This is a genomic window from Psychromonas arctica (assembly GCF_038155225.1).
GTDB lineage: Bacteria > Pseudomonadota > Gammaproteobacteria > Enterobacterales > Psychromonadaceae > Psychromonas > Psychromonas arctica_B.
On record NZ_JBAKBA010000202.1, the window covers coordinates 1 to 233 of the forward strand.

General features: G+C 30.0%; 1 protein-coding gene. It reads right to left on the minus strand.

What is annotated here, in order from left to right:
• Positions 1-233: hypothetical protein (locus tag V6255_RS18295; protein WP_425355950.1), on the minus strand; the 233-nt coding region annotated here is incomplete at both ends.

A 233-nucleotide genomic window follows, 5' to 3' on the forward strand; every position in this document is an offset into this window, starting at 1 on the left:
TTTGTATAAAATACTCTTCTTTCTTCACTAAAATAACAATCTTAATATCTCCAAACCCCTCATTTAAATCACGTAATCTTTGTTGGTTTCGTTTAGATATTCGCATACTGTTCTGTGATAATTTAGGCTTAGTTATTCTAAAAAGAATTAAATAACCACCTACGAATATAACTGCTCCTGCAATAGTTACAAGAGGATCATATATAATGAGAGTAATACCGATGAGAAAGACT